This window comes from Polyangium sorediatum (genome assembly GCF_029946465.1).
GTDB lineage: Bacteria > Myxococcota_A > Polyangia > Polyangiales > Polyangiaceae > Polyangium > Polyangium fumosum.
The window spans coordinates 422,895-447,700 of the sequence record NZ_JARZHI010000003.1; the positions used below are offsets into that span (position 1 = coordinate 422,895).

Genomic DNA, 24,806 nt, shown 5'->3' on the forward strand with positions numbered 1-24,806 from the left:
TTACTTGCGCGCAGCGACCTGCGCCTGGATCTGGCGGCGCAGCTTCTTCACCTCGGTCTGAGGCAGGTAGCGGAGCAATTCGGCGGTCTTGGCGCGCTCGTCCTCCTCGGCGAACGTGAGGAGGTACATCGGGGGCACGCCGAAGCCCTCCGCGAGGCGGGCGATCGTCTGGATCGTAATCGCGGCGAGGCCGTGCTCGACGCTCGAGAGGTGGCCCTTCGAGAGCGCGCTCGCGTCGGCGAGGGCGCCGAGGGACATGTTGCGCTCCTTGCGAAGCGCGCGAATACGGGTACCAACCTGGAGGGCAAACGGCTCGGGGGTCGAACGTCGCGGCATTTTGATTAAGGTTCTCGGTTCGCCCTCGCGGGCGCTCCGACCGGCCTCCTTCGTGCCGGGGAAAAGGGTCTCGTCTGTCGTTTCGGAAGCTCTCGTCGCCCCGCGTCGCTTTCGTTCGCGACCACCGCGGCGACCACGAAAATGACTATGCACCCATTCCGACGAACCCGCACGAAAAACCGCAAGTCGATCGGACATTCAATGTCCTATCCAGCATGGCCGCCGTATCGAGGCCAGGGAAAACGTGGGGCGTGATGGACATTGATTGTCCTAGGTTCTTTCGTGGTGGACAAAAAAGCGAGAGCGCCGATCGGACCTGCCGATCAGCGCTCTCCAGGTGATTTTGGGGGTGGGATGCGATTACTTGCGGGCGGCGACCTGCGCCTGGATCTGGCGGCGCAGCTTCCTCACCTCGGTCTGGGGCAGGTAGCGGAGGAGCTCGGCCGCGTGGGCGCGCTCGTCCTCCGCCGCGAACGTGAGGAGGTACATCGGAGGCACGCCGAAGCCCTGCGCAAGCCGGGCGATCGTGCCGATCGTGATCGCGGCGAGACCGTGCTCGACGCTCGAGAGGTGGCCCTTCGAGAGCTCACTCGCGTCGGCGAGCGCCGCGAGGGACATGTTCATCTCGTACCGGAGCTCGCGAATACGGGCGCCGACCTGGAGTGCAAACGCATCGGGAGTAGAACGTCGGGGCATGGGGATGTGGTTCTCGGTTCGCCCTCGCGGACGCGCCGACCGGCCTCCTTCTCGCCGGAAATCCAAGGGTCTCTTTTCGTTGGTGAAGCTCTCGGCCGTCCGGCCTCTTCGCGCCTTTCGCGCTCGGCTCGGTACGACCAGGAGCGAATATGCACCGCATTGGACGAACCCGCACCGAAAAACGTGATCATGGTAGGACAGCAATTGTCCTACCATGCACGGGTGCGGCATTGAGAGGAGGGAAAACGCGAGGCAGATCGGACGTTCTTCGTCCTATTGCGCGTTCCTTTGTGTCGACGGCGGACGATGGCCCCGATCGCGAGGGAGAAGAAGCCGCGTCAAGCCGCCGCCGACGCCGTCGGTCTCGGTCTGCGAGAAGATTTCAACCTCGGGGCAATTGTCCGCGGGGGCGCAGACGGCGTCGACGTCGGCGTCGAGGCACGCCCACGGGGAGGAATGTCAATGAAGGACGATCGTGGGGCGCTCTTCGCCGGGCAGCCAGAGCTCGGAGATCGTCACGAACATGTCCTCGCGAAAGTACCAGCACTTCCAGCCGCAGGAGGCCCAGTTCACGAGGCTGAGCACGCGCCGATCCTCTTTGCGCACGGGAAACACCACGTGCAGGCCATCGAAGGTCTTGTCGATCTCCTTGCCCTGGAAGTCCTTGCTCTTGCCCTTGACCTTGAAGTCGGTGATCGAGACGTCCTTTTCGGAGCCGCCGACGACGCGGAGGCCCTTGAACACGTCCCCCGGATCCCGGCACGAGATGCGGAGCCATTCGCGGACCGCGGACGCCGTGCAGAACTCGTGAGGCCGGAGCAGCTCGAGCGGCGTCGCCTTTTCCCATTCCTCGGGCGTGGGTTTGTCGGACGCTGTCTCGGGCGGAGACCATTCCGCGAGGGGAGGCGCGCTCGGCTCCGCGGGCGTAGGCGCGGCCGCGGAGGCAGGCGGGGGCACGGGCGCAGCGGCGGCAGAGGCGGACGCAGGCGCGGCGGCGGGCGCAGGGACCTCTTCGGCCACGGCGAACGAAAAGAAGCCGAGGAGGACCAGGAAAGGCGGCGAGAAGGCCAGGGCGCGGCGCAGGTTCGAGTTGCTCATAACGTCTTCAGGAAGGCGACGAGCGCCGCCCGATCCTCCTTGGAGAGATGATCCGTATGGCCCATGCGCTTGCCATTGCGCTCGACGAGATCCTCGAGCGTGGCCGCGCTGCCGTCGTGATAATAGGGCGCGCTTCCGGCGAGGTAGAGCAGCGAGGGCGTCTTGAATTTCCAGTCGTCCTCGGCCTCCGTCTCGAAGCGTGCCTTGTCGAACGCCCACGCGCCGAGCCCGACGACAGCGCGGTTCGTGTAGTCGGTCTTCGGCACGTGGCAGGTCGCGCAGCCGACGTTAGCGTCGTTGAAGAGCTGCTCGCCGCGTTTCTCCGCGGCGGTCTTTTCGTGGTTGTCGCGCGGGGGCGGGACGAGGCCGTTGCGGGCAAAGGCAGCGATGGCCTCGGCGCGCGGGATCGTCTTATCCGCGGAATAACTCAAGGGCCCGCCGCCGAGCCAGCGGTGGAGGCCAAAACCGATGATCACGCGGTGCTTGAGGTTCGGGCTCTCGCCTTTCCAGCCATAAGGTCCGAACGCGGCGACGCGGCCCGCGAGCATCGGCGTCTGGCGCGGGACGCCCTTGAAGAAGCCCTCGAACGCCTGTTTGTCCTCGAAGGCATGCATCGCGTTGGGCTCGAATTTACCCTTTTCCTCGTAGCTCTCCCGGATGTCTTCGTGCCACACGTGCCCGTCGTCGCGCCCCTCGGGGTGGCAGCCGGCGCAGCCATACGAGGCGCTCATGAGCCAGTCGCGCGCATTGTAATAAAGGCGGCGACCGAGGGCCGCCTGCTCGGGCAGGAGATCCGGGCCGAGGGAGAAAGTGGCAGGAGGCGAGGATTCGTAGGGCGCGCGTTTGTCGAAGGCGTCGAGCCGGACGATCGCGAGGTCGTGGCTCGATCGGCAGAATACGAAGGCGGTGCCCTCGTCCTCGGAGAGCGCGATTCCGGTGGGCGCGCCGCAGCGGGTGGCGCCCGGTTTGTCGTCCTCGGTATTGCCGCCGCCGAGGTCGTACTTGCGAAGGGCGCCGAGCGAAGGATCGAGGGAGAGCGCGTCGAGCTCGACGAGGTGGTCGGTGCCTTCACTCGCGACGAGCAAGGTGCGGGTTTTCTTGCGATACACGACGGCGCGCGGCTGGACGAAGAGCTCGCCGATCTGCGCGGGCGCAGGGCCCGTGAGGTGCGGGTCGGCCTCTTCGAATCCGAACTCGCCGAGGAGCTTTTGGAACGGCTTCGATTGCATGACGAACCAGCGTGGCGCGCGCACGGCGAGCGGGCTTTCGTCGGTCGTCGAGAGGATATCGACGGTGTTTTGCCCATTCCACGCGCTCTCGCCCATGGCCCCGAGTGCCTGGCGCGGGACGAAGAGGCGCGCGCCGTCCGGAGAAAGGACGGCCGAATACGCGAGCGTCGCCGCCTCGCGCCGCGCCGGATCGGGCGGGGTGCGCAAGGGGGCCGCCGGGAATGGAACGTCTTTCACGCGGGCTTCGCCGTCGACCGCGTCGATGCGCGAGAGCGTGGCGCGGACGAGGTGCGTGACGTAGGCGGTTTTTCCGTCCGGCAAGACGACGACGGCGCGCGGCTCGCGCGGGACGTCGAGGGTCCAGCGTTTCTGGAGGGTTTTGAGGTCGACGGCAGAGACCGCGTGGGTCCACGGCGAGGTGACGAGCGCGGTGGATTCGTCGGGGGTGATCGCGAGGCCCCAGGCATCGGCCGGGAGCTCGACGCGGCCGATCTCGACGAGGCCGGCCGCGGGATCGGGGCGCATGACGAGCAAGAGGCCCGGGCCTTCGTAAGGCGAGGCGGGATCGTCGGTCTTGCGAAGGCCACGCACGGTGACGAGGACACGATCGTCGAGGGCGAGGACGGCCGCCGGGGGCCCAGGCATCTTGACGGCGACCGGCGGGTTCTGCGCGTCGGCGGGGAGCGCGATGCGCCGCACGACCTGCTGATCCTCGTCCGCGAGCCAAAGCGCAGGCTCGGACGGCGAACGGACGAGCGCGCCGCCTTCACGCACGAGCGGCGGCCTGCGCGCGCGGGCAGGCTGGAGCACGTCCGGGGCCGCCGTGTTCGAGGCGGTGGGCTTTGGCGTCGCATCGGTCGGCGAGAACGTGTCGCCGGATTTGCAGGCGGCGAGGGCCGCGAGCGAGGTGAAGCCTGCGAGGAGGAAGGTGGACGCGGAGGTTCGCATCGGCAGGATCCGGGTACGCTCCAGGGTACCCCGACATTCCAGCCGAGGGCTACGGCCGGCCGCGCGGGGCGCGCGGTGAAAACGGGTTTGTCAGGGCGATCCGCCGCCCGCGAGGAGGGCGTGCGCGACGAATCCGAGGACGAACCCGACGCCGAGCGCGACGAGGCCAAACGCAAACGCGGCGCGGCGCGGGACGGCGTCGGCAGGAATGACGACGGCGGGCGCAGCAGCCCTCGGGGCGGCCGGGATCTCGCCAAAACCAGCGACGGGTTGGACCGGCGGACGGCCGAGGGGCGGGGCGACGGGCGGCGCAGCCATCGGCATGGCAGCGAGGGGCGGCGGCGCGGCGGGCGGCGTGATGATGACCTGCGGAGGGGCCGCAGCGGGAGCGACCGCGGGTACTCCAAACGCGGGCGACGGGCGGCGGAGGGCCGCCGGAGGGCCGGGGTCGGGGATGTCGGAGACGGCCGGCATCGGCACGGTGAGCGCAGGGGACGGGCGCTGGATCGGGGCCGAGGGACCAAAACGCGCGGACGCAGGAGGCGGAGCCATGGGGGAAGGCGCGGCGGGCGTGGCGAAGGGGAGCTGCGTGGCGGCCGAGCCGAGGAGCGAGGAGACAGGGGCCGCCTGGGTGGGGGCGTCGACGTCTCCGCCTTGCGGGCGCGCGAGGGCGCGGGCCTCGGCGAGCTCCTTCAGCATGGGCTCGATGCCCTCGTACCGCTCGGCGGGCCTGCGCTTGACGGCGCGCATGACGATCGCGGAGAGGCGCTCGGCCGCGGGATCCTTGCGGGTGAGCGCGATGGGCGGAGCGTCGTCGCTCAACTTCTGGCGCGCGTAGGAGAGGTCGTCCTGGTCGCCGAAGACGTTCCGGCCCGAGGCGGCGCGGTAGAGGATCGCGCCGAGCGCGTAGACGTCGGCCGTTCCATTGACGTCGCGCGAGTTCAGGAGTTGCTCGGGCGCCATGTACGGGATGGTGCCGACGGCCATGTCGGCGCGGGTGATGCCGGTGAGCGTCTCCTCCTTGCCGCGTTGGTCCTCGGCCGGATCGAGGAGGCGGGCGAGGCCGAAGTCGATGAGCACGGCGCGGCGCTCGCCGCTCGGCAGGCGCCGCAGGATGACGTTCTCGGGTTTGACGTCGCGATGGACGATGCTGGCCCGGTGGAGGTCCGCGATGGCGCGCGCGACGCCCTCGCCGATGTCGAGGACCTCCTCGACGGCGAGCGTGCCCTGTTTGTCGAGCAGATCGGCGAGGGAGGTGCCCTCGACGTACTCCATCACGAGCAGGAGGCCGAAGTCGGGATCGGTCGTCTGTTCGATGACGCGCGAGACGTGGTCGCTCTCGATCTTGCCGAGGAGGAGCGCCTCGCGGCGAAAACGCGTGACGAGGTGGTGATCACGCGCGGCGTCGGGCAAGAGGCGCTTGATCGCGACCTGCGCGCCCCCTACCTGCGCGCCGATCCACACCTCGCCCATACCGCCCTCGGCGATCTTGCGCTCGAGGCGGTACTTCCCCCCAATCATCGCCCCCGGGACGAAGTCCATCGGCCGAGGATGCTACCCGAGGACGGGTCCCCAGCACGAGGATTCGGCGCTTTTTCCCGAGGTGACGCCGCGCGTCCGCGCCCTAAGGCCCCGCGTCGTATTCGACGGTCAGGGAAAACATGTCGGCGCTGTCGACGACACAACCACGGCGCAGGCGAACGGTGAACGTGTAGAGGTTCGTCCCGGGCTGGTACTGGATGGGATCGACGCCGAAACGGACGATGCCCGTGCCGCACGCGTCCGCGGGGAGCACGAGCGGCGAGGTGGCGCAGGTGGTCACCCTGTGCGCCGGGGTGTCGCAGCGCTCGAGCTCGAGCACGTAGCCGTCGCGCGGATCGAGGGGCACGCGGGCGGCGTACTCGGCAAACCACGTGACCGCGACAGCCTGGGAGATCTGGAAGTTCGGGTCCGGCGCGCTCACCCACGCAGCACGCGCGAGCGGCTCGCCCTCGCCGAGGAGCGTGCCGCACGGATCGTTCGGATCGACGTCGCTGCCAGGTTCGAGGTTCGCGTGTTCGTCGCATGCCCCCACGTCGGATCCTCCGTCCTGCTTGTCGGCGTCCCCCGACGCGTCGTGCGAAATCCCCTCGCTTCTGGAAGCGTCGTCACGCGTCTCTCGTGCCTGACAACCCGCGGCGGCGAGGAGCAGCAAGAGCGCAGCTCGGGACAACACGAACGGCCGAAGCGTCGTCGAATGCATGGTTCCCTCCGGCATCTGCAATCGAGATGCCCGAAAACGACGGGGACAGACGCGGGGAAACACGGCGCCGGGCGTTGACGAGGCGGACGAGCCTTCGATACTTTGGGGGGATGTTCGGCGCGGGATCGGCACGTTCGGGATATCGGCTGACGACGCTGTTCGTGCTCGGCGCGCTCTCGCTCGCGGGCTGCGGCAGCGACGAACCCGCGGTGAAGCCCGGCGGGACGGGCGAGCCGCCGCCCGACCGTCCGCGGCTCGCGGGGACGTTGCTCTACGAGAGCGTCGCGTACGACTACGAGGCGGACGGGCTCGACTATTCGAAGGTGGACCAAAAGCCGATTCGCGGCGCGCGCGTGGCGCTGCTCGACGCGGCGAACGATGCGTTGATCGCCGAGACGACATCGGACGCGATGGGCCAGTACGCCTTCGACTGGGAGGGCACCACGCAGGTGAAGGTCTGGGTCTACGCCGAGACGAAGGAGCCCTCCATCCTCGTCGTGGACAACACGGCGAGCGACGCGACGTACGTGATGGAGAGCGGCGAGGTCGTGGTCGACGAGCCGAGGTCGCTCGACCTGGTGGCGACGACGGGCTGGACGGGGGTTTCGTACGGCAAACCCCGGCTCGCGGCGCCATTTTCAGTGCTCGACGCGGCCTATACGGCGGCGCGGCGGTTCCTCGACGAGACGACGCCGCCGCCCGTGTTCCCGAAGCTCGAGATCAACTGGAGCGTGGAGAACCGGCCCGAGGACGGGCTCGTCGGGCTCGGTCAGATCGGGACCTCGCACTGGGACGGCGACGAGATCTACGTGCTCGGCAAGGAGAACGTGGACACGGACGAGTTCGATACGCACGTGCTGGTGCACGAGTGGGGGCACTCGTTCGAGGAGCACATCACGCGCTCGGATAGCTGGGGCGGCTCGCACGGGTACGGCGACGTGCTCGATCCGCGGCTCGCGTTCAGCGAGGGGTTCTGCAACGCGCTCTCGGCGATGATCCTCGACCCGGACACGATCTACAGCGACGCGATGGGCGCCGGGCAGAAAGACGGGTTCTGGGAGGACATCGAGGAGAACGACACGAGCCAGTCCGCGAAGCCCGGCTGGTACTCGGAGACGACGGTGCAGAACGTGGTGTTCGACGCGTACGACGGGAACGCCGAGGCCTTCGACAACGTCGAGGTGAAGCTGCAAGGCGTGTACGCGGTGATGATCGGTGATCTGAAGTCGACGCCGGCGATGACCACGCTGTTCCCCTTCGTCGCGGGGCTGAAGGGCGCGCATCCGGACGCGTCGACGGCGATCGACGCGCTGGTCGGGCATCACGGGTCGGGCAGCTCGTTCGGGATCGATCCGGTGGCGGACGCGTGGGGGACGGGCGAGACGCACACGGCCGGAGATCCGGGGGCGCTGCCGGTGTTCGTGCCGATGGCGGTGAACGAGTCGGTGAAGCTGACGTTGATCGGCGGGATCGATCCGGCGCTGCTCGGGCAGAACCGCTTCCTCCGCGTGAAGGGCACGGGCGGGACGCTGAAGGTGAGCTCGAGCGCGACGAGCGACGTGGATCTCTACGTGTACCTGCGCGGCAAGGAGCTCGACAGCGCCGCGTCGGAGAGTGGCGAGGAGACGGTGTCGTTCGCCACGACTGTCGGCGAAGACTACGTGGTGAACGTGCAGGGCTACGGAGAATTTTCGGGCCCGTATGAAGTGATGATCGAGGTCCTGCCATGAAGAGAGGGAACGAGATGCGCGTGCTCTGGATGCTCGCTTGTGTCGTGGCCGGGTGCGGGACGGTCGATCGGAAGGAGCCCGATCACGTCGGTCCGGAGGCGCCCCTCGCCGAGCCAAAGGCCGAGGAGGGAGGCGAGGTCCGGACGCAGAAGCCGGGAGCGCCCGTGAAGGTCGAGGGGAAGCTCGGGGCGTCGAGCGCAGCGCTGACGGTCGATTTCGAGGAGGCCGCGAGCGACGTGACCGTGGAGGTCTGGGGCGTGGACGGGCTCGTCGTGACGAGCGCGAAGGAGCCCGTGCAAAACCGGCGCTTCGGCCAGGGCGAGAAGGTCTCCGTGGAGGTGTCGTTCACGGCGCCGGCGACGCGGGCCGACCTCGCCGTGCGGGTGCGCGGGACGTTCGACGGGCGGGTGCGCGAGCGGGTGCAGTCGTTCACCGTGAACGCGGGCGCGCCGAGCTTGACGCAGCCGCCGGGGGAGATTCGTACGGGGCCGGATGGAAAACCCGTGCGGGTGATGAAGCCGGAATAAGCGGCGCGGGCGGGTTCGTCGGGGACGACGTCAGCGATACCCGTACTTGCCGAGCGAGTCCGCGACCTCGTGGGCCGTGGGGCGCGCGGCAGGGTCGGGATCCATGCAGCGTTCGAAGAGGAGCGCGAGGCCGCCCTGGAGGCCCTCGACGCGGCGCAGGCCCGTGGGGCGCGGGAGGGTTTGTCCCTGCATGCCGACGAAGATGGGCGGGACGTTGAAGGGGCGCTTGCCCGTGAGGATCTCGTAGGCGATGACGCCGAGGCTGAAGACGTCGGAGTGCGCCTTCCAGTGACGTGAGCCCTGCGCGAGCTCCGGGCCCATGTAGGTCGGGGTGCCGACGAGGATGCCCGTGCGCGTGACCTCCTGCGGCGGCGGCGCGATGCTGCGGCGCGTGGACGGCGGCGAGTCGAGCTCGCGAGGCCGCTCGGAGAGGGGCGGGCGCTCCTGGACTTCGCCCGTGAGGGTGGAGATGCCAAAGTCGACGAGCTTGACCTGCGCATGGCCGTCGGCGTCCTCGGCGACCATGACGTTGCCCGGCTTGAGGTCGCGGTGGATGACGCCCTGCGCGTGCACGGCGGCGAGGCCCGCGGCCATCTGGCGGAGCACCGAGCAGGACCAGGCGACGTCGCGGTAGCGCTCTTTGCAGCGATGGAGCGGCTTGCCCTTGCAAAGCTCCATGACGAGGTAGAGCAGGCCCTCGGGCGTGACGTCGACGTCGGCGATAGAGGCGAGGTTCGGGTGGTCGAGGCGGGAGAGGATCTGCGCCTCGCGCACGAAGCGCGCCATCGCGAGCTTGTCGCTGCGGCTCGTGAGGACCTTCATGGCGAAGCGGCGCGCGTCGCGGACACGCTCGACCTCGTAGACGACGCCCATCGCGCCCTGGCCGAGCTCCTCGATGACGCGGTACCGCTCAGCGATGAGAGCGCCGACCTCGAAGCTCGGCGTGGCCGTGACGAGCTCGTCTTCGTCGACCTCGACGTCGGTGCGGAGCGAGGAGAGGAGGCTCGTCGTGTGCTGCTGGATCTTGCGGCGAAGCTCCTCGTTCAGGACCTCGACCTCGGCCTTCTTGGTCTCGATCGTGCGGATCTTGGCCTGCACGTCGCGGCGCATCTGGTCGAGGCCCCGCGCGAGGTCCGCGAACTCGCTCTTCTCGTCGACGGGGATCGGGGTCTTGATGTCACCCGACGCGAGGCGCGCGGCGGCTTCGAGCAGCACCGCCTGCTCGGCGATGCGCTTCTGGTGGAGCGAGCTTTCGAGCTCGGCGCGGACGGCGCGCGTGGAGACGATGTTGATGGAGAGCTTCTCGCCGAGGGCGTTGAGGAGCGAGAGGTCGGCGTTGTCGAAGTGCCGGCGCGACTCGTCCGTTTCGAGGTAGAGGACGCCGAGGAGCTCGTCCCGCACGAGAAGCGGCGCGGCCATGGCGCTGCGGCGCGTGCCCTCGATGCGCTTCCACACGCGCGCCTCGCGGCGCAGGCGGACCTGCTCGACGAGGTCGTCGAGGTTCGAGGCAACCCCAGCGATGACCGAGGCGAGCGGGCTCTCGGCGCCGCCGGCCTCGCGGCCCGCCGCGACTTCGAGATCAGCTCCCGCGACCGCGCCACCCTCGTGGGTGACGAAGAGGAGAGCCGCACGCGCGCCGAGGAGGCGGATGATCTCGTCGAGCGCGACGCGGGCCTGGCCGCCGCGATCGAGGACCTGCGCCGAGGCGAGGCTGAGCTCGAGGACCCGCGAGGAGCGGCCCATGCGCTCGTGCACCTCGACGAAGCGGCGCGCGAGGATGATGCCGAGCGAGAGGGTGAAGGCAAACATGCCGACGTGCCCGAGCGAGACGTGGTGGCGCGGGACGATGCCGATCGCCTTGAGCACGTCGTACGAGGCCGCCGCAGCGGCCAGGAGGAACCCACCCGTGAAGATGCGCGCGTCGAGGTTGCCGCGCGTCGCGTGGAGGATCGCGCGGGAGGTCATGAGGAGGATCGTGACGAGGAGGAGGATCTGAAAGGGCAGGAGCGTGCGCAGCACCGGGACGAGCCCGAGCGCGACGAGGAGGGCGGAGCCGAGGAAGTACGCGGCGTGCAGCCCTTGCAGACCGCGGAGCAGGCGGAAGCGGCCGGGGCCGAAGACGTGCTCGAAGTACGCGGCGAAGAAGATTGGCGTGAGGTAGAGGCTCGCGAGCTCGACGTGGACCCAGAGCAGCGGCGCGTCGACGAGGAGGCCGCGGATGGGCGCGGCCGCGGGGAGGTAGATCCCGAGCGTGACCGCGAGCAGGCCGTAGGCGAGGTTCGATTTGTCGCGGCGCTCGGAGAGGAAGAGGCCGAGGACGAAGAGGCCCGCCGATACGAGGAGGATGCCCATCGCGAGCGCGGGGAGGTCGGCGCGGACCGCATCGAGCGCGAGGTCGGCGCGCGGGCCGATCAGCGTGTCGCCGTAGGGCCCGATGTTGACGTGATCGGAGTGGATGCGGAGCGTGAGTGTCTTGCCCGCAAAGTTCGATCCGAGCGGGAGGAAGTGCGGCTTGTAGCCCTGGAAGCGGAGCGCGCCGTCGCCCTCGAACGCGCCGAACCGGTAGACGAGGGCGCCGTCGAGGTACGCCTCGACGATCTGATCGACGCCGCGGAGGTAGAGGACGGGCTCACGCTCGACGTGGCCGACGAGGCGCGTGCGCATCCAGAGGAAACGCTCGCCGTTCCGGCCCTCGGGCGTGGCCTGCGGGGGCAAGGCGCGCCATCCGTCATTCACCGCGGGCGTGGCCCAGACGAGCGCGCCCGTGGGGTCGCGCGGCGAGTCGCCCCAGCGGTACTCCCACGTGCCCTGGTACGCGTGGGCGTGCGCATCGACGGCAGAGGGAGCAGGCACGTCCGCGCGCGTGATCGGCGAGGCCGAGAGCATCGCGAGGGCAAGAGTTCCGGCGAAAAGAGTACGCCGGCGCGGCGAACGGGGCATCGCTTGGTCTTGGTCCAGAGGTCCCTCGCGGAAACCGCGAGACTATCAGAGGAGCACCGCCAGCGAACTCACCGCGCGCTCGCCTTCTTGTTCCCCTCGGCCACGGCCTTGCCCGCGATGCGCGCGCGGGCCGCGTGCACGAGCGGCTCGGCCGGCGTCAACGCGTCGACGAGGTCGCCCGCACGCAGCGCCGCTTCCTCGGCCCGCTTCCACGCAGCCGCCGCGCCGATCGTGTTCGGCCCGCTCCGCTGCGCGAGCGTGAGCGCCGACGCGAGGTCCCGCCCGACGCGCTCGATGCGCTGGAGCTCGACGCGACCCGCCCCCGCGAGTTTGGCGGCCGCATACATTGCCCGCACGATGCCGATGAGGTCGCGCACGGCCGCCGCGGGAAAGGGATCTTCACGCCCGGAAATCACCTGAACGAATGTATCGTATTCGTATCAAAATGGCGAGTCGGCGTGTTTCGTGAGGTTACCGGAGGGAGCCGGTGACCTCTTCCACCGCGCGGCGGAGGACGCTCGAAAGGACGATGTCGCGGACGGCGGCAATGTCGCGATAAAGCGGGCGGTCCTCGTCGAGCGTGGGGGAGACGGCGCGGACGGCCGCGTGCGCCCGCTCGACGGCGGCCGAGGAGCGGAGGGGGCGGCGCTGATCGATGCCCTGGGCGGCCGTGAGGATCTCGATCGCGAGCGAGGTGCGGACGTTCTCGATGACCTGCGCGAGCTTGCGGGCGCTGACGCTGCCCATGCTGACGTGGTCTTCGCGGCCGGCGCTCGAAGGGATCGAGTCGACGCTGGCGGGGTGGCAGAGGACCTTGTTCTCGCTGACGAGCGAGGCGCTCGCGACCTGGGCGATCATGAAGCCGGAGTGCAGGCCGCTCTGGGGCGCGAGGAACGGGGTGAGGCCACTCGAGAGCGCAGGGTTCACGAGCTGCTCGACGCGGCGCTCGCTGATGTTCGCGAGCTCGGCCGCGGCCATGGCCGCGAGGTCGAGCGCGAGCGCGAGCGGCTGGCCGTGGAAATTGCCGCCCGAGAGGAGATCGGCGCCGCCGTCGTCGCGGAGGAAGATGGTGGGGTTGTCGGTGACGCTGTTGATCTCGCGCGTGAGGACGTCGGCGGCCCAGCCGAGGGCGTCACGCGAGGCGCCGTGGACCTGCGGCATGCAGCGGAGCGAGTAGGCGTCCTGCACGCGCGGGCAGTCGGCGTGGCTCTGCATGATCTCGCTGTCGTCGAGCATCGCGCGGAGGTTCGCGGCGCAAGCGGCCTGGCCCGGGTGCGGGCGGACGGCCATGAGGCGCTCGTCGAAGGGGCGCTTCGAGCCCTTGTTCGCTTCGAGGCTCATCGCCCCGGCGACGTCGGCGATCGTGCAGAGGGCGAGCGCGTCACGCACGGCGAGCGCGCCGACGGCGGCCATGTACTGCGTGCCGTTGATGAGCGCGAGGCCCTCCTTCGCCGCGAGGATCACGGGGCGGAGATGGGCGCGCGCGAGGGCCTCGGCGCTCGTCATGCGCTCGCCGCGGAAGGAGGACTCGCCTTCACCCATGAGCGCGAGCGCGAGGTGCGCGAGCGGCGCGAGGTCGCCCGAGGCGCCAACGGATCCTTGCGAGGGGATGCGCGGCGCGATGCCCGCGTTGAGCATGGCGAGGAGGAGATCGACGACCTCGGCGCGCACGCCCGAGTAACCAAGCGCGACGACCTGCGCGCGAAGGACCATCATGGCGCGGATCTCGGGCTCGCCGAGATCGGGACCGACGCCAGTCGCGTGGCTGCGCACGAGGTTCTTCTGCAAGGCGATGACGTCGCGCTCGGCGATACGCGTCTCGGCGAGCGCGCCGAAGCCCGTGTTGATGCCGTACACGGCGGGCGCGGCGTCACCAGCCTCGGCGATGGCGTCGACGGCGCGGCGCGAGGCGATGATGCGCGCGCGCGCCTCGGGACAGAGGGCGACGGGGCGGCCGCGACGGCTCACGTCCTCGAGATCGGCGAGGGAGATCGGGCGTCCGACGAGAAGAGGCGAAAGGGTGTGCACGCGCGCCACGTTAGTAAGCGGCACTTTCACGGCAAGGGGGGATCGCCTAAGCTCCCGCCCCCGATGCGGAACGTGCGATCGATCTGCGCGGCGCTCGCGCTCGCGCTCGTGGCCTGCGCAGGCGCGGCCGAACCCGGACCCGGACCAAGCACGTCGCCCCCGAGCGGCGAGCCGACGGCCGGGCCGGGCGTGTCGGAAGGTGGGGGACCCGGCGCCGCCGTGAGCTCGCCCGTGGCGAGCAGTCCTCCCAGTGCAGCAGCGCCGGGCCCGTTCGTCTGCAGCTTGCCCGCGCCCGTGAAGAGCGACGACGCGTGCACGAAGGACGCCGACTGCGCGCCCTCGGTGCCGTGCCACGCGCGGGCGTGTGTCGCTGCGTCCCGCGCCGAGCCGCGGAGGCCGGACACGGTCTGCTCGATGATGGCCGACTGCCAGAGCGCCGACGTGAACCCTTGCATGTGCTACGAGGGCCGCTGCGCTCTGGTGCCGAAAGCCAACTGATCTCATGCGTTACTTCGTCAAATTCCCTTCCGGTCGCGAGGTCCCCGTCGATCTGACCGTGCTGCCCTCGGGCGAGATCCGCGCCGAGGTGGAGGGTCGCTCGTTCGCGATCGACGCCTACGACCACCAGGGCGCGGTGCACCTCGACCTCGGCGGGCGCTCGGTCGAGCTCTGGATGGAAGGCACGCCCCCCGAGGTCGGCGTCGTCACGTCGTCGCGGCGGTTTTACGCGCGCGTCGAGAACGAACGGCTGCGCGCGCTTTCGAGCGTGCAGGGCGGCAAGAGCGGCGGCGGCGAGGGGCTCGTCACGTCGCCGATGCCGGGCCGCGTGCTCAAGGTGCTCGTGGCCGAGGGCGACGAGATCCACGCGGGGCGGCCGCTCGTCGTGGTCGAAGCGATGAAGATGGAGAACGAGCTCGCGTCCACGCGCGACGGTCGGGTGAAGAAGGTCTACGTGACCGCTGGCGCGACCGTCGAGGGGGGTGCCAAGCTCGTCGAGATCGAATGAGTCTTCGAAAGCGCCTCCCGCTCGCCCACCTGCCGACCCCCCTCCAGCGCCCGCGGAGGCTCGCCGCCGCGACGGGCATCGACCTCTGGGTCAAGCGCGACGACATGACGGGCGGCGCCGAGGCGGGCAACAAGATCCGCAAGCTCGAGTTCCTGCTCGGCGAGGCCCTCTCGCTCGAGTGCGACACGGTGCTCACCTGCGGGGGCCTGCAATCGAACCACGCCCGCGCCACGGCGCTCGCGGCCGCGTCGCTCGGCCTGCGCGCGGTGCTTTTTTTGAGGACGAACGATCCGTCGCTCGACCCTCCGCTGGAGGGCAACGTGCTGATCGACCGCCTCGCCGGCGCGGAGATCCGGCTCATCACGCCCGAGCAGTACCGGGATCGCGAGCGCATCCTGGACCGGGCCGCCGAGGAGCTGCGGGCCGAAGGGCAGAAGCCGTACGTGATCCCCGAGGGAGGGTCGAACGGGCTCGGCGCGCTCGGGTACGTCGAGGCCATGGGCGAGGTGCGACGGCAGCTCGACCTCGGGCTCGGCGGGGGCAAGGCGTTCGACGCGGTCGTCGTCGCGTGTGGATCGGGCGGCACCGCGGCGGGCGCGGCGCTCGGCGCGGCGCTGCACGGGGTGGCGAGCGAGGTCGTGGCCGTCGCGGTCTGCGACGATGCGCCCACGTTCGAGGCGCGGATCGAGGGCATCGTCCGCGAGGCGCGTTCGCTCGACCCGCGCCTGCCGGAGCCCGTACGCGTGACGGTCGATGACGCCCATAAGGGCCCCGCCTACGCGGTGAGCACGCCCGAGCAACGCCGCCTGATCACGAGCGTGGCGGGTTTGTCCGGGATGGTGCTCGACCCGGTGTACACGGGCAAGGCGTTCTCGGCGCTGATGGATCTCGCGGGCGCGGGCGGGCCGCTCGCCAGCAAGCGGATCCTGTTCGTGCACACGGGCGGCTTGCCGGGGCTCCTGGCGCAAGGGGCGACGTTCGAAGACGCGCTCGGTCTCGACTGAAGAACCAAAGAAGAAAGAGGCGAACCCATGCTCGCGCGCGTCCTCGAACCCGAGGTCATGGACACCCCCGAGGAGGCCCGTGACTACGACGCCATGGACCACGCCGCGGTGAACCGCGCGTTCTGCGAGGATGTGCTCGCGGTCCTCCCGACCCCGAAGCGCGTGCTCGACGTCGGGACGGGCACGGCGCGGATCCCGATCGAGCTCTGCGCGCGCTCACCGGGCGCCGAGGTCGTGGCCATCGACCTCGCCGAGCACATGCTCACGCTCGCGCGGGAAAACATCACGCGCGCGGGCCTCGCCTCCCGCGTGACCGTCGCGAAGATCGACGCGAAGGCCCTGCCCTACCCCGACGGATCCTTCGGCGCCGTCGTGTCGAACTCGATCATCCACCACATCCCCGAGCCCGCGCAGGTCCTCGCCGAGATGTGGCGCGTGACCTCCCGCGGCGGCCTGCTCTTCGTGCGCGACCTGCACCGGCCCGAAACCGAAGCCGAGATCGATCACCTCGTCGCGCTCCACGGCGGCGAACGCCCTGCCGATCCGGCCGCCGTGCCCTCGTTCGAGCACCAACGATTTCTCTTCCGCGCCTCGCTCGCCGCGGCGCTCACCGTCTCGGAGGTCGCCGCGTTCGTGGCGCCGCTCGGAATCGCGGCGTCGGCCGTGCGGAAGACGAGCGATCGGCACTGGACGCTCTCCGCCGTCAAACCCTGACGTCGAAGAGCGCCCCGCGCACGTGGTGGTTCAGGGATGAATGTTCACCACGGTGCCTTCGCCCGTGGATTCGCTCGCCTGCACGCCGTGCCAGTCCGTGGGGAGCGGCGGATCGGTCCACATGAAGACGCGGCGCGCGTCGATCGGCGAGAGGTTGATGCAGCCGTGGCTCCGGGGCTTTCCGTACTCGTCGTGCCACGGCGCCGCGTGGAGCGCGTAGCCCGCCTCGAAGTACTGCACCCACGGGACATCACGCAGCTCGAACTTGTTGCCGACCTCGTGCGAGTCCATCGTGGTCGTGACGTGCTTCTCGCGGATCTTGAAGGTGCCGCGCACGGTCGAGTACGTCTTCTTGGGATCCCCGAGCCCGTCGCGGCCCGTCGCCACCGCCGTCGCGTAGACCGGCTTCGTCCCCTCGTACAGGATGAGGATCTGGCTCAGGATCGAGATGTCGATCCACTTCTTCGTCTTCGCCGCGAAGCTCGGCAGCTCCGAGGGTTTGACCGCGATCGCCACGTCGCTGTCCTTGAGCCACGTCCCGTCCTTGGCCTCGACGAGGCGCGTCTCGCCGATCCGCATGCTCTTGCCCGTGAGCTGGATGGGCGTGTGGAACGCGAGCTTGCCCGCCTTCTCCAGCGAGCGCTTGCTCGTGTCGTACTTGTACGCGTCGGGCACACGCACGAACGCGAGCGGCAGCTCCCAACCCTTGCGCATGTCGACGCCGTGGAACGTCGATCCCCGCGCAGGCTTGAGCTTCGACGTCGGCACGAGGCGCGCATCCGTGGTCATCGCGAAGCGCCGGTCGTTGTCGCCGACGAACGTGCCGATAAGCGCGAGGCCCGCGTGCCGCGCGACGCGGTTCGTGATGATCGCGTAGTCGGGGACCTTGAACGTCGAGATGTTCGGGATCTTGCGGCCGCCCTGGAAAAACCAGGGGATCGCGTCGTTCCCGTCGCCGCCGTAGAGCTCCTGATCCGGGAGGTCGGGCGCCTCGGTCGGCGGCTCGCCGATCGCGTTGCCCTCGGCGTCGAGCGGCACGTCGTTCGCGCCGACCTCGATCGCGTCCCACTTCTTCTGGAGGCGCTTGTAGCTGCGGAGGTGCTCCTTGAGGCGCATCTCGTACTGGAACTGCTCGGCCTTCGTCGCAGGCCGGTAGTAGTTCGGCGCGATGGCTCGTACGAACGCGTAAGGGTACGGCATCGGCTTCGCGAGGTCCGGCCGACGCGTGAGCGCCCGCAAGATCGGGTGCTTCATGTCGATCGAGGCGCTGCCCTCGGCGCAGATGTATCCAGCCGGCAGGACGCGGTAATACCCGCCCTGGCAGTCGTCGAACGCGGCCGGCTTCTCCCCGCGCACCGCGGTCGCGCCCGCGCGCAGGTAGCCGATCTTCGGCGACCTCCGATCCGGCTTCAGGTAGACGGGCGCCGCCATTTCCACGGCGCCGATGCGGGGGCCGCCCTCCTTGGGGACCGTCGCCGGATCCGCCGCGACCTGCTCCGCAGGCGCGGACAAGCTGACGATGCCCTCGGGAGAGCCCTTGCCCTTGCACCCGGCGAGCACAAGCACACCGAGGGCCAGGAGGGAGAGCCGCTTGCGTGCGTCCATGGGGCCCGGATGCCGGAAGTCAGCCGCGAGGGCCAAGTTTTGAACCCGAGCCCCGAAACGACGGTCCCGACGGACTCCGCACCAAAGGACGCTCGAAGAGCTTGCGCAGGGGCAAACTTCCCGCTAGGTTGCTGGCCCCCGCGTCGAAAACGCGGCGTGCGCCACTAGCTCAGCTGGATAGAGCGTCGGCCTCCGGAGCCGAAGGCCAGTGGTTCGAATCCACTGTGGCGCGCAGCGAAATCACTGAGGAATTTGGCGCAGCCTCCTCAGCCCTGGGGAAGTCGCAGGGGAAGTTCAGCGCCAGCACCGTCTCCGCCGCGGCCTGCGTGAGGGCCGACGCGGCGAGGTGCGCGTACCGCTCCGTCATCTTGATGGACGTGTGCCCGAGCACTTCGCGGACCTCCTCCATTCTCCATCGTCGCCCCCACCAACCGGACACGAGCGCGCTCGCGCAGGTGTGCCGGAGGTCGTGCCAGCGAACCGTGCGCCGGTCGTGGCGCTTCTCCGGACGATCGAGGCCGAACCGCGCCTTCAGCCGCGACCCACCGCGCGGCGGCTTCCGGTCGCACTGGCGGTAGCCGCGCGGCGTGGGGAAGACGAGGCCGCGCGGGTTCTCGCGCGCGTACTGCGGGAGGACTTGCAGCCACACACGAAGCGCCCAAAGCGAGAGACCGAAGAGCGGGATGACGCGGATCCGATCGTTCTTCGCGTTCTCCACGACGATCCGCGGCGCGTCGTCGAGGTGAACCTGCCGCAGCTCCAGATCCCACTGCTCCGACTGTCGGAGGCCCGTGCCGATCGCGAAGCACGCCATGAGGGCGATCGGGTCCTTCGTCTCGATCGCGTAGTGCACGAGCGCGCGCAGCTCGGCGAGCGAGAGGTACGACCAGCCCTTGCGGACATCGATCTTCGGTAGCTCGATGTCCCTCACGGGAGATTTCTCGACGTACTCATCCGCCACGGCCGCGCGGAACACCTTCCCCATGAGGTTCACGCAGTGCTTGATCGTCTGCGCGGAGAGGCGCCGCTTCTTGCGTCGGTCCGCGGTCGCCTTCTCGATCAACTTCTCCACCCACGCGCGCACTTCGCGTGGACGCACGATGCGCATGGGCTCGTCGGCAAAGTCTGCCTCCAGCAGGTGCCGTGCGAACCGCGATCGGTCCGTCGCGATGCTCTTGACGCCGCGCTTCTCGCGCTTGTCGAGCCACCGCGCCCCGTAGGTGCGGAGCGTGGGATCGTTCGGATCGCCCTGCTCCTCTCGGAGCTTCGCGAGGCCGCGGAGCACGCTCCCTGCCTGCTCTTCGTCTCGACACGTGGCGACGTCCTAGTAGCGACCGCCCTCGTAGATCCGCGCGCGCACCACGCCGGACGGCCGACGCTCGACCGTTCCAAGCCCGTAGGTGCTCTTGTCCTTGTTGCCGCCCTTCTTCCCGCTCGGCTTGTTCGTGTTGTCCATGGCGTCCCCCGACATCAGCATCGAATCGCCGCGCGTCCTAGCGCCGTCTCGGCCCAGCGGGACGCGAGCGCTTCATGCAGGGCGCGGCGTCGCGCATGCGCGCCCCCGTCATCTTCTTCGTCGACGAGCGCGGCCGCCTCGGCCTCGATCAGCTCGACGACGCACGGATCGATCGCCTGCCGCGCGAGCTCGAGGCCGGCCCCCCCTGCACACGCGCCCCATATGGCACGTGCGAGCCAGCCTGCGGCCGCTTCGGCCTCACCCTCCACGACGCGCTGCAACGCGAACCGACGAGCACGCGCATCGAGCGCTTTCTCCTCGAGCATCTGCCGGCCGCTCGCGGCCCAACCCTCGCCGTGCGTTCGCACGAGCGTACCGAGCCAGGACCAGATCCCGGCCCATGCGTCGGCGTCGAGCCTCCCCGCGATCATGTCCTCGCTCAGCAGTTCGACCACGCGCAGCGCATCCGAGCCGAGCGCCGGCCACGTGCGGACCAGGTCGTGCACGTAGTCGAGCGCATGCCGCACCGCCAGAAAACGCGGATCGTCGCTGCACGTTCGCCGCGTCGTGTCAACGGTCAACATGCCGACGGCCTCCCCCTCCCCGCGGACCATCTGCACCCCGCCCGGCCGGGCGTGCATCCTCTGAAGGGTGTTCCACAAGGTGTTTGGCCTGGCCAATCTGCTCATGGCCAACTCTGGCGCATGGCCATCCTTGAGCGTCCGAATAGATCCCGAATGTGGAAGCGCCGGGAGACAGCTGTAGACGATCACCCGGATCCGCGGAAAACGTGACTACGAGTTCGGCCCGGCGGGCGTCGCAGCGCGTGCCATGCGGCAACGCTGAAGCGAAGCCGTGCTCGGTCGCGAAGGGCGCACCAGCCCCCTCGACGATGGGGGCTCCGTCCGTCACGGCGAGCTGTTCGCTCGCTCGCGTTACGTCGAGTGGACCGTGCTCATGAAGCGCACGTGGGGCCTCGATGTGCTCACGCGCCCGACGTGCGGGCGCAAGATGAGGGTGCTCGCGACCATCACCGACCCCACCATCGTCCGCAGGATCCTCGACCACCTGGGCATCCGCTCGTCGCCGCTGCCCCGCGCACTCGGCTCGCGATCCCTCTTGGGAACAGACCGAGCTGGGGTTCGTGGCGGCGTAGCGGCCCGCTCGCGGCGGCCGCCGACAGAGGCGAGCGCTTGCCCGCCAAGGCCCACGTGTGCCCGAGGGAAGGCGACTCTGGGCACCGTTGCGGCTGGGTGCGCTCGAAGACCCCCCGCCGCGGCCTCGGCGGCGGGGGGCGGACCTGGGCAAAGTCCTTCGCGTTGCCGACCCTCGTGCGCTGATCGAAAAGCGCAGGATCGATCAAAAAACGCAGGAGAGTTATGCGCTCCGTCAACGAACGTAGCGGCGAGGACGTAGCAAGGAATAGATTTTCGGCCTCCGCCTTTCCCGAGGCGCCTCGTCGAGCGCTTCGAGATGGCCAGTGCGCCGAGATTTGGGAGATTTTGATCGCATGAGTGCAACCAAAGCGAAAACTTCGGATGAAACGATAATGGTAAAGCCGCCGGGCTATAACACCGAAATTCCGGTCTCGATCCTGACACCGCCCAGGGTGGAGACGAGCATCGGTACGCTGGAGTTCTTCGATGGCTTTCCGACCGAGGAGACGGCGCGGAAGGTCTTCGATTTCCTGGACATGTCGCGTGGCGTGAAGGTGTTCCTCGACGGGATCCCGGCGGCATCGCTGGAGGCGATACGCATCGGGATGGAGGATATCGGCGTCACCCAGTGCAACCACGTCGGCATCGCCGAGAAGCTGTTGGACTCCAACTCGCTGCTCCTCACCGGCAACACCGATACCGTCTACGCGTCGGCGTTCCTCGACCTGAAACGAGATGGCCCCACCGTGATCGAGATCCCGCCGAACTGCGGCCCTAGCACGATCAACGATGCGTGGTTCCGATTCGTCGTGGACATGGGTATTCCGGGCCTCGACGCGGGCCACGGGGGCAAGTACCTGATCTTACCGCCCGATTACCCAGGGGACTATCCGGAAGGCCGTTTCCTGGTCGAGGACGGCTACTTTGTCGCCAAGTCGCGTACCTACGTCAACTGGGTGATCCTCAGAGGTTTCCTCGTCAACGGCAGCCCCGACGCGGCCACGGATCTGTTCAAGACGGGTCTCAAGATCTATCCGCAATCGCTCGCCGACAAGCCGCCGGCGATGAAGTTCGTCAACTTTACAAACAAGATCTTCAACACGATCCACAGCAACGACTTCTCGTTCTACGACGAGCTCGCGCGCGTCATCGAGAAGGAGCCGCTCGAAATGATCGATCTGGAGCTTCGCGGGCTCATCGCCAGCATTGGCATCCAGAAAGACAAGACGTTCGCGCCCGATCCCAGGATGAGGGGAATCCTGACGGACGCGGTCGCGGTCGGAAACGCCACCGCCCGGGCGCTCGTCTTTCAGACGCGGGAGAGCGAAGCCTACCTGTACCCGGGCACGGGCAGCGAGTGGAAGACCGGATTTCTCGGGGGCAGCTTCGAGTGGCTCAAGGACGATGGCCTCGGCGGCCGGTACCTGGATGCCCGCACGCTGTTTTTCTATCAGGCCACCGTCAACACCCCGGCGATGGTCGTCGAGATGATCGGCAAGGGCTCCCAGTACGCGTACATCAACAAGGACAGCGGGGGCAACTTCCTCGATGGCGCCAATGTCTACAGGCTGAGGATTCCCCGCGACGTGCCCGCGAAGGACTTCTGGTCCGTCGTCGTCTATGATCCGCAGACGCGCTCCGAGCTCCAGACGAGCCAGCTGTTTCCGAGCAAGAACAGCCAGCGGAGTGAACTCGCAAAGAACACGGATGGCTCTGTCGACCTCTATTTCGGGCCGATGCAGCCGCCCGAGAGTCACCCGAACAACTGGATCCAGACCATCGCAGGAAAGGGGTGGTTCGGTATGCTCCGCCTCTACGGGCCGCTGGCTCCCTGGTTCGACAAGACGTGGCGCCCCGGCGAGATCGAGCTGATACCCGCCGTCTCCCCCGGCGCAACAGGCCTCTGACCGCAAAGCGCATCGGGCTGCGCTCGAGCCGAGAGCCCATCGATGCCCTGCTGAAGAGCAAGCTCTCGCCCGTTGATTCCCGCAGATCGCGATGGTCGTCTACAGACAGCCGCCGAGGTCCCGCCACACGCCGAAGAATAGCCCGGACCAACTCAGAACAAAGCCCCCGCGGAGGAACCCCGTGGGGGCTTTTTCGTTTTTTTTTCGTGCTACGTGGGGCCTCGGCGGTGTGTCGGCAGCGGGTGCCGGCACCGGGGGGGCGTGCTCGGTCTGCCTATACCCCCCAGAACCCGCCGACACCGCCGACACCGCTGACACCACCTCGGATCTGGCTCGATTGTTGGACCCCGGGATGGGTCGGCGGGCGGCACCGTGGCCTACCTGAGGCACCGTTGCGGCTTGGAGCTCCGCGAGCAGGTCCCGCTCGTAGAGGCCCGCCAATCCCCGGCCCTCCCGCTTCTCCACGAGCGCCGCTAGCTCCTGCTCTGCCCTGCGCCACTGCTCGGCGGGCGGCGCGTGCGCGATACGCTTTGCGACGCTGAGCGGCGCGCGCAACTCGTCGATGAGCCGGCCGATCACCGGGTGCACGTTCGCGATTCGACGGAACGAGCACCGCGCGGCGCGCTTCAACTGGAGAACATCGCGCAGAAGCTCGTCGGGCGTCCGCGCGACCTTGCAGGCGACCGAAAACCAGCGCGTTTTTACCTCGGGAAGCGGCATACGAGGGCCAACGTATCCCGCGTCGGGATACCCGCAACCCGAGATACATAAAGAACCGACTGTTCCATCGAATGCCAACATCCTCCCTGCGCTCACGGCGCAGCAGGGACGCGGGAGGAAACGCAGGAAATGGCAACCATGGCGATGCCGGCCGTCGGGCCGGCGCAGTTGGCGCTCGTGAAGAACCAGGCCGAGATGGCCCAGGTTCGCCGCGAGGCCAGCGCGATCAAGAAGGAAAACGCAGCGCTCAAGGCCGATCTCGCGGTGCTCTCGCGCGGCGTGCGTGACCGGGTGGGCTCGGGCCTCTCCTCGGCGATCACGGCGGGCGCGGCATTCGGCGCGGGCGTCGCCGATGGCTATCTCGAGGCGAAGGGCTCCGACAAGGTGGGCCCCTTCAAGCTCGTCTCCGTAGCGGGCCTCGGCCTCGCGCTCGCGGGCGTGTGGCTCGACGATCCCGACTTCGCCGAGGGCGCGTCGGCGCTCGCGCGCGGCCTCGCGGCAGGCCCGCTCTATGTGTCGGGCCGGGACAACGGGCGCAAGATGGCGCAGCGCGGACAGACCGCGCAGCAGCCTGGGCTCACCACGACGGCGCCGGCCCGGGTGTAGCCCATGTCCGGCCGCGCCCAGCCGGACTTTTCAGGCGCCTCGGAGCTTGCCGAGTCGTTTACCCGCTTCGCCGACAAGATCATGGCGCGGCAAAACGACACGCTCGCGCAGATCTCCGGGACGCTCTTGACTTACGACAGCATGGTCAAGGGTTTGGCCGGGACCATCGGCGAACAGGCCGCGACGATCAAGGCGCAGGGGGCCGAGATCGCAGGGCTTCAGCGCTCCGACCTCGAGCGGGCAAAATTCGTCGCCGAGATCGAGCTCAAGCGCGCCGAGATGGAGGGGCGCGAACGGAGGAGCGCTGCGATCATCGGCACGCTTCGCGAGGTGGGGGGCTCCGTCGTGCAGCAGGTCGTCGCGGGTCGAATGCTCGCCGCGGCGACGCCTGCGGCTGAGCCGGCGGTGGCCATCGCGCGCCCCGAGCAGGGGCGGCCCATTGCGGCGGTGCTCGCGGAGATATGGGCTCGGTTGTCCGACGAAACGATCGAACGACTGCAACAGGATGCCGGCATCGAATTGGTGCACGAGCTTCTTACCGAAGTTTCTGGGGCGATGCCCCAGGGGGAAGAAAAGACGACCTGATGGATATTCTGGACGAGCTGACCGAGGGGACCAAGCGTATCAAGATGAAGCTGACGAAGAAGGTGCCTGCGCCCCTTCGGAAGCCTGCGGCGCCGGTCAATCCCGTCGTCGATCGGTCGATCGGCGCGTTCCTCGGGGCCATGGCGTAGAAGTCCGCGGAGGAGAACGCGCGCCCGAACAAGGCCTACAGCCTGGTTCCCTCCGACCCGACCGCGGCCATCCACGCGAGCGCGACGGCCACGGCATCCTTCACGCTGCCTGACGACGCTTAC

General features: G+C 68.9%; 23 protein-coding genes, 1 tRNA gene and 1 pseudogene. 10 read left to right on the forward strand and 15 right to left on the reverse strand.

Annotated elements, in window-relative coordinates; translation table 11 throughout:
* From QHF89_RS49940 to QHF89_RS05905, 6 genes are all read right to left on the reverse strand, one after another.
* Window positions 1-534, reverse strand: coding sequence for a helix-turn-helix domain-containing protein (locus QHF89_RS49940; protein WP_136967113.1), 534 nt, complete (start codon window positions 532-534; stop codon window positions 1-3).
* A 162-nt stretch (window positions 535-696) separates the two neighbouring features.
* Window positions 697-1,032 (reverse strand): helix-turn-helix domain-containing protein, encoded by a 336-nt coding sequence (locus tag QHF89_RS05885; RefSeq protein ID WP_170228992.1) that lies wholly within the window; start codon window positions 1,030-1,032, stop codon window positions 697-699.
* 459 nt (window positions 1,033-1,491) lie between these two features.
* Window positions 1,492-2,130, reverse strand: a complete 639-nt coding sequence (locus tag QHF89_RS05890; RefSeq protein WP_284720128.1) for a hypothetical protein — start codon at window positions 2,128-2,130, stop codon at window positions 1,492-1,494.
* A complete protein-coding gene (locus QHF89_RS05895) occupies window positions 2,127-4,307 on the reverse strand; it encodes a cytochrome c peroxidase (protein ID WP_136967111.1) in 2,181 nt (726 codons plus the stop codon). Before QHF89_RS05895 ends, QHF89_RS05890 begins: the two co-directional genes overlap by 4 nt.
* A 90-nt stretch (window positions 4,308-4,397) precedes the next feature.
* Window positions 4,398-5,849: a serine/threonine-protein kinase gene (locus QHF89_RS05900; protein ID WP_136967110.1), complete on the reverse strand. Its 1,452-nt coding sequence runs from the start codon at window positions 5,847-5,849 to the stop codon at window positions 4,398-4,400.
* Window positions 5,850-5,931: 82 nt separating this feature from the next.
* On the reverse strand, window positions 5,932-6,549 hold the full coding sequence (locus QHF89_RS05905; protein WP_136967109.1) for a hypothetical protein: 618 nt from the start codon (window positions 6,547-6,549) through the stop codon (window positions 5,932-5,934).
* Window positions 6,550-6,659: 110 nt separating this feature from the next.
* On the opposite strand from QHF89_RS05905, the gene QHF89_RS05910 reads away from it, so the two are divergent.
* Complete coding sequence (locus QHF89_RS05910) at window positions 6,660-8,279, forward strand: hypothetical protein (RefSeq protein WP_136967108.1); 1,620 nt, start codon at window positions 6,660-6,662, stop codon at window positions 8,277-8,279.
* Complete coding sequence (locus QHF89_RS05915) at window positions 8,276-8,806, forward strand: hypothetical protein (RefSeq protein ID WP_136967107.1); 531 nt, start codon at window positions 8,276-8,278, stop codon at window positions 8,804-8,806. The genes QHF89_RS05910 and QHF89_RS05915 overlap by 4 nt, the downstream gene beginning before the upstream one ends.
* A 30-nt stretch (window positions 8,807-8,836) precedes the next feature.
* On the opposite strand, the gene QHF89_RS05920 is transcribed toward QHF89_RS05915, so the two are convergent.
* From QHF89_RS05920 to QHF89_RS05935, 4 genes are all read right to left on the reverse strand, one after another.
* A complete protein-coding gene (locus tag QHF89_RS05920) occupies window positions 8,837-11,692 on the reverse strand; it encodes a protein kinase domain-containing protein (RefSeq protein ID WP_284720129.1) in 2,856 nt (951 codons plus the stop codon).
* A 122-nt stretch (window positions 11,693-11,814) separates the two neighbouring features.
* Window positions 11,815-12,162 carry a hypothetical protein gene (locus tag QHF89_RS05925; RefSeq protein WP_136928615.1) on the reverse strand — a complete coding sequence of 116 codons (348 nt, stop codon included), beginning with the start codon at window positions 12,160-12,162 and terminating at the stop codon, window positions 11,815-11,817.
* A 55-nt stretch (window positions 12,163-12,217) separates the two neighbouring features.
* Window positions 12,218-13,774: a histidine ammonia-lyase gene (hutH, locus tag QHF89_RS05930; protein WP_284720130.1), complete on the reverse strand. Its 1,557-nt coding sequence runs from the start codon at window positions 13,772-13,774 to the stop codon at window positions 12,218-12,220.
* A 26-nt stretch (window positions 13,775-13,800) separates the two neighbouring features.
* A complete protein-coding gene (locus QHF89_RS05935; protein WP_284720131.1) occupies window positions 13,801-14,229 on the reverse strand; it encodes a hypothetical protein in 429 nt (142 codons plus the stop codon).
* A 47-nt stretch (window positions 14,230-14,276) separates the two neighbouring features.
* Between QHF89_RS05935 and QHF89_RS05940 the strand changes: the two genes are divergently transcribed.
* The 3 genes from QHF89_RS05940 to QHF89_RS05950 are packed head-to-tail and all read left to right on the forward strand — an operon-like array spanning window position 14,277 to window position 16,498.
* Entirely contained in the window at window positions 14,277-14,780 is a 504-nt protein-coding gene (locus QHF89_RS05940) for an acyl-CoA carboxylase biotin carboxyl carrier protein subunit (RefSeq protein WP_136967104.1), read from the forward strand.
* Window positions 14,777-15,784, forward strand: coding sequence for a pyridoxal-phosphate dependent enzyme (locus QHF89_RS05945; RefSeq protein WP_136967103.1), 1,008 nt, complete (start codon window positions 14,777-14,779; stop codon window positions 15,782-15,784). Before QHF89_RS05940 ends, QHF89_RS05945 begins: the two co-directional genes overlap by 4 nt.
* Window positions 15,785-15,811: 27 nt before the next feature.
* Window positions 15,812-16,498 (forward strand): class I SAM-dependent methyltransferase, encoded by a 687-nt coding sequence (locus QHF89_RS05950; RefSeq protein WP_136967102.1) that lies wholly within the window; start codon window positions 15,812-15,814, stop codon window positions 16,496-16,498.
* Window positions 16,499-16,528: 30 nt separating this feature from the next.
* On the opposite strand, the gene QHF89_RS05955 is transcribed toward QHF89_RS05950, so the two are convergent.
* Complete coding sequence (locus tag QHF89_RS05955; RefSeq protein WP_136967101.1) at window positions 16,529-18,103, reverse strand: L,D-transpeptidase; 1,575 nt, start codon at window positions 18,101-18,103, stop codon at window positions 16,529-16,531.
* Window positions 18,104-18,261: 158 nt separating this feature from the next.
* Here QHF89_RS05955 and QHF89_RS05960 point away from each other — a divergent pair.
* Window positions 18,262-18,335 (forward strand) — tRNA-Arg (locus QHF89_RS05960).
* Between the two features lie 117 nt (window positions 18,336-18,452).
* On the opposite strand, the pseudogene QHF89_RS50130 reads toward QHF89_RS05960, so the two are convergent.
* The 3 genes and pseudogenes from QHF89_RS50130 to QHF89_RS05970 all read right to left on the reverse strand — a co-directional run.
* Window positions 18,453-19,211: pseudogene (locus QHF89_RS50130) on the reverse strand (tyrosine-type recombinase/integrase); the annotation flags it as partial.
* Between the two features lie 216 nt (window positions 19,212-19,427).
* Window positions 19,428-19,559, reverse strand: a complete 132-nt coding sequence (locus QHF89_RS05965; protein ID WP_284720132.1) for a hypothetical protein — start codon at window positions 19,557-19,559, stop codon at window positions 19,428-19,430.
* 14 nt (window positions 19,560-19,573) lie between these two features.
* Window positions 19,574-20,332 (reverse strand): hypothetical protein, encoded by a 759-nt coding sequence (locus tag QHF89_RS05970; RefSeq protein ID WP_136967100.1) that lies wholly within the window; start codon window positions 20,330-20,332, stop codon window positions 19,574-19,576.
* A gap of 737 nt (window positions 20,333-21,069) precedes the next feature.
* On the opposite strand from QHF89_RS05970, the gene QHF89_RS05975 reads away from it, so the two are divergent.
* Window positions 21,070-22,623 (forward strand): DUF1254 domain-containing protein, encoded by a 1,554-nt coding sequence (locus QHF89_RS05975; RefSeq protein WP_136967099.1) that lies wholly within the window; start codon window positions 21,070-21,072, stop codon window positions 22,621-22,623.
* A 99-nt stretch (window positions 22,624-22,722) separates the two neighbouring features.
* Here QHF89_RS05975 and QHF89_RS05980 read toward each other — a convergent pair whose 3' ends face one another.
* Window positions 22,723-23,343, reverse strand: a complete 621-nt coding sequence (locus QHF89_RS05980) for a hypothetical protein (RefSeq protein WP_136967098.1) — start codon at window positions 23,341-23,343, stop codon at window positions 22,723-22,725.
* Window positions 23,344-23,472: 129 nt separating this feature from the next.
* On the opposite strand from QHF89_RS05980, the gene QHF89_RS05985 reads away from it, so the two are divergent.
* Genes QHF89_RS05985 through QHF89_RS05995 form a run of 3 tightly spaced genes read left to right on the forward strand, consistent with a single transcriptional unit; the run spans window position 23,473 to window position 24,683 of the window.
* Entirely contained in the window at window positions 23,473-23,949 is a 477-nt protein-coding gene (locus QHF89_RS05985; RefSeq protein ID WP_136967097.1) for a hypothetical protein, read from the forward strand.
* A 3-nt stretch (window positions 23,950-23,952) separates the two neighbouring features.
* On the forward strand, window positions 23,953-24,534 hold the full coding sequence (locus QHF89_RS05990; RefSeq protein ID WP_136967096.1) for a hypothetical protein: 582 nt from the start codon (window positions 23,953-23,955) through the stop codon (window positions 24,532-24,534).
* The gene (locus QHF89_RS05995) at window positions 24,534-24,683 is read left to right on the forward strand and encodes a hypothetical protein (RefSeq protein WP_284720133.1); all 150 of its coding nucleotides are present in this window, start codon (window positions 24,534-24,536) and stop codon (window positions 24,681-24,683) included. The genes QHF89_RS05990 and QHF89_RS05995 overlap by 1 nt, the downstream gene beginning before the upstream one ends.
* Window positions 24,684-24,806 lie beyond the last annotated feature (123 nt).

Coding starts and splice junctions, on each gene's coding strand:
- QHF89_RS49940 (WP_136967113.1), bottom strand. CDS start 534: ATGTCCGATCGACTTGCGGTTTTTCGTGCGGGTTCGTCGGAATGGGTG.
- QHF89_RS05885 (WP_170228992.1), bottom strand. CDS start 1,032: ATGCCCCGACGTTCTACTCCCGATGCGTTTGCACTCCAGGTCGGCGCC.
- QHF89_RS05890 (WP_284720128.1), bottom strand. CDS start 2,130: ATGAGCAACTCGAACCTGCGCCGCGCCCTGGCCTTCTCGCCGCCTTTC.
- QHF89_RS05895 (WP_136967111.1), bottom strand. CDS start 4,307: ATGCGAACCTCCGCGTCCACCTTCCTCCTCGCAGGCTTCACCTCGCTC.
- QHF89_RS05900 (WP_136967110.1), bottom strand. CDS start 5,849: ATGGACTTCGTCCCGGGGGCGATGATTGGGGGGAAGTACCGCCTCGAG.
- QHF89_RS05905 (WP_136967109.1), bottom strand. CDS start 6,549: ATGCATTCGACGACGCTTCGGCCGTTCGTGTTGTCCCGAGCTGCGCTC.
- QHF89_RS05910 (WP_136967108.1), top strand. CDS start 6,660: ATGTTCGGCGCGGGATCGGCACGTTCGGGATATCGGCTGACGACGCTG.
- QHF89_RS05915 (WP_136967107.1), top strand. CDS start 8,276: ATGAAGAGAGGGAACGAGATGCGCGTGCTCTGGATGCTCGCTTGTGTC.
- QHF89_RS05920 (WP_284720129.1), bottom strand. CDS start 11,692: ATGCTCTCGGCCTCGCCGATCACGCGCGCGGACGTGCCTGCTCCCTCT.
- QHF89_RS05935 (WP_284720131.1), bottom strand. CDS start 14,229: ATGCAAGGGTTCACGTCGGCGCTCTGGCAGTCGGCCATCATCGAGCAG.
- QHF89_RS05940 (WP_136967104.1), top strand. CDS start 14,277: ATGCGTTACTTCGTCAAATTCCCTTCCGGTCGCGAGGTCCCCGTCGAT.
- QHF89_RS05945 (WP_136967103.1), top strand. CDS start 14,777: ATGAGTCTTCGAAAGCGCCTCCCGCTCGCCCACCTGCCGACCCCCCTC.
- QHF89_RS05950 (WP_136967102.1), top strand. CDS start 15,812: ATGCTCGCGCGCGTCCTCGAACCCGAGGTCATGGACACCCCCGAGGAG.
- QHF89_RS05955 (WP_136967101.1), bottom strand. CDS start 18,103: ATGGACGCACGCAAGCGGCTCTCCCTCCTGGCCCTCGGTGTGCTTGTG.
- QHF89_RS05965 (WP_284720132.1), bottom strand. CDS start 19,559: ATGGACAACACGAACAAGCCGAGCGGGAAGAAGGGCGGCAACAAGGAC.
- QHF89_RS05975 (WP_136967099.1), top strand. CDS start 21,070: ATGAGTGCAACCAAAGCGAAAACTTCGGATGAAACGATAATGGTAAAG.
- QHF89_RS05980 (WP_136967098.1), bottom strand. CDS start 23,343: ATGCCGCTTCCCGAGGTAAAAACGCGCTGGTTTTCGGTCGCCTGCAAG.
- QHF89_RS05985 (WP_136967097.1), top strand. CDS start 23,473: ATGGCAACCATGGCGATGCCGGCCGTCGGGCCGGCGCAGTTGGCGCTC.
- QHF89_RS05990 (WP_136967096.1), top strand. CDS start 23,953: ATGTCCGGCCGCGCCCAGCCGGACTTTTCAGGCGCCTCGGAGCTTGCC.
- QHF89_RS05995 (WP_284720133.1), top strand. CDS start 24,534: ATGGATATTCTGGACGAGCTGACCGAGGGGACCAAGCGTATCAAGATG.